Annotated in this window: 4 protein-coding genes and 1 pseudogene; 2 read left to right on the top strand and 3 right to left on the bottom strand. The window is 44.9% G+C overall.

All coding sequences use genetic code 11. The features are described from left to right. Window positions 1-340 (top strand): hypothetical protein (locus tag D6D85_RS00700; RefSeq protein ID WP_125670114.1); only part of this gene is annotated, 340 nt, incomplete at its 5' end. A gap of 619 nt (window positions 341-959) precedes the next feature. On the opposite strand, the gene D6D85_RS00695 is transcribed toward D6D85_RS00700, so the two are convergent. The 3 genes from D6D85_RS00695 to D6D85_RS00685 all read right to left on the bottom strand — a co-directional run bounded on the left by D6D85_RS00695 (window position 960) and on the right by D6D85_RS00685 (window position 4,241). After that, window positions 960-2,207, bottom strand: a complete 1,248-nt coding sequence (locus tag D6D85_RS00695; protein ID WP_125670113.1) for a hypothetical protein — start codon at window positions 2,205-2,207, stop codon at window positions 960-962. Between the two features lie 89 nt (window positions 2,208-2,296). Further along, a complete protein-coding gene (locus tag D6D85_RS00690; RefSeq protein WP_125670112.1) occupies window positions 2,297-2,881 on the bottom strand; it encodes a hypothetical protein in 585 nt (194 codons plus the stop codon). Between the two features lie 196 nt (window positions 2,882-3,077). Further along, window positions 3,078-4,241 (bottom strand): lipopolysaccharide biosynthesis protein, encoded by a 1,164-nt coding sequence (locus tag D6D85_RS00685; RefSeq protein WP_125670111.1) that lies wholly within the window; start codon window positions 4,239-4,241, stop codon window positions 3,078-3,080. A gap of 193 nt (window positions 4,242-4,434) precedes the next feature. Here D6D85_RS00685 and D6D85_RS00680 point away from each other — a divergent pair. Beyond that, window positions 4,435-5,406: pseudogene (locus tag D6D85_RS00680) on the top strand (hypothetical protein); the annotation flags it as partial.

Raw genomic sequence — 5,406 nt, 5'->3', positions numbered from 1 at the left:
GCAAGCCTCGGAGAGAATTGCAAAGAAGATAACTGAGGGAAAGAAACTCACTAGCACCGATGTGATAATCCTTCTCCTTGATCAGATGAACAAGAGGATCGATGATACAAACAAGAGGATCGATGATCTGAGTGCTTCCCTCAACAAGAGAATCGATGATACAAATAGGAGGATAGACGATCTAAACACCTCACTCAACAAGAGGATCGATGATCTGAATATCTCACTTAACAAGAGAATTGATGATATCAAGGAGGATCTGAGATCGCTTCATCAGGAGGTATCCTCGATAAAGTCCGATGTAATAGCATTGATGAGGGAGAAGCTGAAGACAGGCTAATTAGCAGTCTTTGGCGGAAAATAGAAAGGCCTTAAGAGCAAGTTTCTACGACTTTCTTTTTTAAGGCTCTTTAAGTCGATTTTTAAAATAAGCAGCCGAAAATTTTATCCGTGATAATTTTCCGTTCGCACATACTTTTGGATTTGGATGAGGAGGATTAACAACACATATATGACCTTCACAGGAAAGCCTGAACAGCAGATTCTGGAAACAGGAATTCCCCTTAACTGTGAAAAGTGTCAACTTTATATACTTTTCACTGCATCAAAACAGATGTTACTGAGGAGGAGCTAGATAAGGAGCGTTTTGGAAGAGGAGAGTGAAGCTGTAGTCGTAGTACACGAAGCGATGGCACACGAATCGGGAAGAGGGCAGAGGAGATCCTAACACGGTTAGGAGAATGCTCCTATGCAGCATTAAGGCAATGGGGAGCTTTTCAGATACTGCATATGCCGATGGAAAGAAAGCTAGTAAACATGCCGGGTTAGCTTCTTCAATTTAAAGGCTTTTGCTTACAGCTCTAGCTACAGCAGGATAGCTGTGCGCTTCAAGCTTTTCTCTGCCGGAAAAATATATGTAAAAGTACTGCAATATTTTTTATCGTAATACTTCCGCTCTATCAGCGCCTGTACTTAAAGCCACTATACTTCCTTCTAAATCCTTTTTTCCTCCTGTGAAAGGCAAGAAACAGCATTGAGAGGACTGCCAGAAGGATCACAGGTATAAGGTAAACCGGGTAAACAGGGTTTTCAGCTTTAACAAGGCTTATGTTTCCTATGAAGTCCTCCGGTCTCTCAGATCTTCTGGCCATCTCCACATATTTCTTAGATTCAGGATCGCTTGTGCTGTTCCCAAGCAGGTTGCAAGCTGAGCTCTTCAGGTAAAGAAAGCACCCATCAACCTCGTCCTTTGTCCTGTTGAAAATGCTTGGATCTCCTGTCCTGTTCAGAAGAATAACGTCATTTTCCGCTGCAGCGCAGATTTCTGCAGATATCCCCCTGCTTTTCAGAAGCTCCCAAGCTTCTTTTATTTTTTTGAATTTGAGGAGAAGGTCATCAAGATCCTTTCTGTCCAGAACCTTTATTACGAACCTGTTATCGGAGCAGGCTGAGGAACAGATCCTTACAGTGACATTGTGTTCCCCTTTTTCATCAGCAAGCCAGCGAAGCAGGACAGTGCTTATTCCTCTTTCTACTTCCGCTTTATCAACGGTTTTTCCATCCACCTCAAGAATTAAAGAAGCCTTTGAGGTTGAGTTCACCGATACAGTTATGTTTGCAAAATAACCCTGAAAAACAGGCCTGTAGCTCATGAAGAGAAGGTTTGCCTGAGAAACTGAGATGTTCACCGATTTACGTATTCCATCCCCTATGAATAAAACTGTCACATTCCCCTCTGCTTGAAGGAGGAAGTTTCTCAGCTCTCCAGGGTTAAGTGTGACGTTGAAATTTTTTCTTCCCCCTTCATATATGAAGGAGAGGGTTCCGTTTATCTGGGAGTAGCCCCTGTTCATCAGATCGCAGGAGACCGTGCTATCAAATGAGGAGCAGTTTAAGCTGACATCCCTGGGAGCTATTTCTATGGGCATCGGAACCTCCCATGAGAACTCACTGCCTCCTGATCTCATCTTAAGGAGAATTAAGATTATGTGTTGCCCTTTCGTTGCATTTTTTGGTATAGTGAGCTGGAAGGAGCCTATAATTGAGGAGGATTTCGGCATCACACTGACATCTACGGATTTCTCAACGGGATTTCCCCAGTCGGGGGAAAGCCTCACATGAAGGACTGAGATTGATGTATCCCCTGTGTTCCTTAGCTCAAGGGAGATGTTTGCAGTGTCCCCAGGGCTGTATACCTGCTTGTCCATGTGCCAGAATATCTCTGCACTCCAGCCGGATAGAAAAGTTAAGGGGAGAAAAATAAGAAGAGAAAAAAGAGGAAAAGGAAATTTAAACTTCAAGAGAGCCTCACTGTAGCAGTCTTGACGAATGTATTTCCATTTACTGTTACTATAAGGTATATTGTGTAGTCACCTGGCTTTGAGGGTGAGCTCCAGTAGAGGATCCACTGGAGAAAGCCTGCCCTCTCAGTTGATGGGTAGAAGCCTGCTGAGGTCTCATGTCCAACTATTCTGGTCTCCTCTCCGTATATCGGGTATGTGTAGCCTGCATAACCATAGCCCGTATAGCCATAGCCGTAGCCCCAGCCCACCACCACCTTCACCTTCTCGTATGAGTACCAGTAGCCCATTCCAGCAGGAGGTGTCCCATAAGTTATGGGCCCTCTGAAGACAGCCTCAACTTTAGTATCTTTGCATGTAACCGTCTCTCCATCCTTTAACGGGAGCTTGCATGACAGTGAGTAGCCATCGGGCCCTGTTATCCTGACCTCAACGCTTCCAACAGGAAGGGTCTCGTAGGGAGGAACTATAACATGAAGAGGTATGTAGAGCGTGGTTCCTGCTGTTTGGGGCACTGCTGGAGGATATATCATCAACATGAATGCTGCTGATTGCATTGGTGATATTAAAAGCAGGGCCATGAAGGCAACAGACAAAACACCCGATATCAGAAGTTTTCTCCTCGTTTACATCACCTCCTCATCTAGAGGCTGGATTAAATAAAAACTTTTCGTTATTCAACCTATGTCACTTATAAATTTTTGTAATCTAGGTTTTAGAGACGGTGAAAATTCGACTCAGAGCCTCTTAAACTGCCAGTAGCTTCCTTTATTTCTTCTAGATTTTTCTGAACACTTTCCTTAAATCAGCAGCCATGCTCCAGAGGTATACTGCCTGGAGAGCCTGAGCCAGAACCACAGACAAAGCCAGTCCTGTGATTCCCATTGTTCTTCCCAGCAGCAGAAGGCCTGATATCAGAGACCCAAGGTATATGATCCCTCCAATGAAGGCATGCTTGCTCCTTTCCCTTCCGAAAAGCCTTGCATTTGACAGAGATGCGACAGCTGCAGGCACTACTGCAAGGCACATTATCTGAACTGTTTGGATGGCATCGATGAAGTTCGGGAAGAAGGATTTCACAATCCAAGGTGCTGCCATGAACGTTAAAACTGCAGCTGCTGTTGAGATGATTAGGCCGATTAACTTCACCTCCCTTCTTTCCTCCCCGCTTGACTCCTCCGGAAGAAGATAGGAGGAAAGGCTGGCAGGAATTATCCCAAGGAACATTAAAAACTGAAATCCCAGCTGATAAAGCCCAAGAGAATGAAATCCGAATAATGTCCCTATTATTATCTTGTCAAGAAAGCCAGAAAAGCTTCCTATTAGGCCAAAACCATAGCTGTGAGCTGCAAAGTTCATCCTGCCTCTTATGCCCTTCATCCTCAGAGTGAACTTGCTCAGGGATCTCAGGTACCTGTAGCTCAGCATAAGCGGGCCCAGAAAATATCCCATGAGTATGCCTGTCAGGCCGAATTTCAGGTAAAAAAGGATGGAAAGAACTATCTGCATGGATCTGCTCAGTATTGAGACTAACGCATATTCTCTGTAGAGCTTTTTTCCCAGTATTTCAGCCAGGGCCATGCTGTAGAATGTTGCGGCCACAAGAATCAGGGGGACCCAGCTAAGCTGTATTGTGACAGCTGCAAGGGCAATGCTGGAGAGAAAAACCAGGGAGTTTGCCTCATACGTTATTTCATCATCCCCCTTGGCCAGATATGTTGTCACTGTGGTGTTCAGCCCGAGAAGCCCAAAGGCTGAAAGAATGGATGCAATGGCTATGTAGTAGTTCACCTCCCCGTACTCGCTCACACTCAATATCGATGCCAGGATCAGCCAGAAAAGTGCTCCAAGAACTGCTGAACCAGCATTCCCTATTGTAGTGTAAATTAAGCCTTTTTCCCTCCTTATGAGGCCGAAGAAATGCTGCCTTATCCAGGACATGAGCGGGTAAAGCTAATAAAGCTTTTAAAGATTTCAGGATGAAGAATGCTTAAATCTCGTTCCCCAAATTTATATATTTGAATATAAAATTTAAGAATTTCCTTTAGCCTGCTGGATGACCTCTATGAACCTGAATGGTATAAAGGAGATTGTGCCCCACATCTTCTTCTGTTTGATTGCACTGTTTGTTTTGATGCCGCTTGGAACATCCGGCTACCTCTTCTCCCTTGACCTAGCGCCTTATGCAAGGGATGTAAAAGCGGTGGGGATAAGCTTCAGCCAGTATGGCACATCAGTTCCCTACATGCCTTTCGCTCTGCTAAGATTTGTGCTCCCGGATTATGTGGTCCAGAGGGTTTTCCTGTTCGTCTGCCTCTATCTGGCTGGGATATCTGCATACTACCTTTCGCCCAAGGGTATAGCTGGATATTATGCGGGAATTCTCTATGCTGTAAATCCATTCACATACGTGAGGATAGTGGCCGGACAGTGGGGCCTTCTTCTCCCATATTCCCTTCTTCCTCTCTCCCTCCTGCTTCTGAACAGGGCTATAGAAAAGAAGAGCTACAAAACTGGGGCTGTGTTTTCCCTGTTATCCTGTGTGATAGCTGGGAATTCGCACATGCTGTTTCTGGGATCCATTCTCTGGACTTTGCTTGTCATAATATCTGCTTTTAAAGGCTTAAAATTAAACATAAATCCGATAAAGGTTGGAGTTTTCTGCGCTTTAGTTTCCTTCCTCCTGAATTTCTACTGGATTATGCCCGCTGTTTCCTCCCCGGGAGTTGTTGAAACTGTTACATTAGCGGATCTGGCTGAGTTTGCGCCCAAATCAAAATATCCGATATATCTGGCCTTAGCAGGAATGTACGGGTTCTGGAGGCCATATGCAACTGCCGAGTCTTTTGCAGGATGGCCCATTCTGCTGTTCATAATGCTCTTTATATCCGTTTATGGGGCTGTCTCAAGATGGAGGGATGAGAAGATTGGCAGCACAGTGAAAGCAGTTGCAATAGCCGGGATAATTGGATTCATACTTTCATTGAGCATATGGTTTGCTCCATCAGCCTGGATACTCAGCCAGGGGATAATGAGGGGGATGAGGGACAGCCACAAATTTGTTGTCCTTCTGGCTTTAGCTTATTCGTATTTGGGAGCTATCGGG

This window comes from Candidatus Methanodesulfokora washburnensis (assembly GCF_003947435.1).
GTDB classification, from domain to species: Archaea; Korarchaeota; Korarchaeia; order Korarchaeales; family Korarchaeaceae; genus Methanodesulfokora; species Methanodesulfokora washburnensis.
Note: the sequence above shows the minus strand (reverse complement) of the source record. Positions and strands in the feature narration are given on the sequence as shown.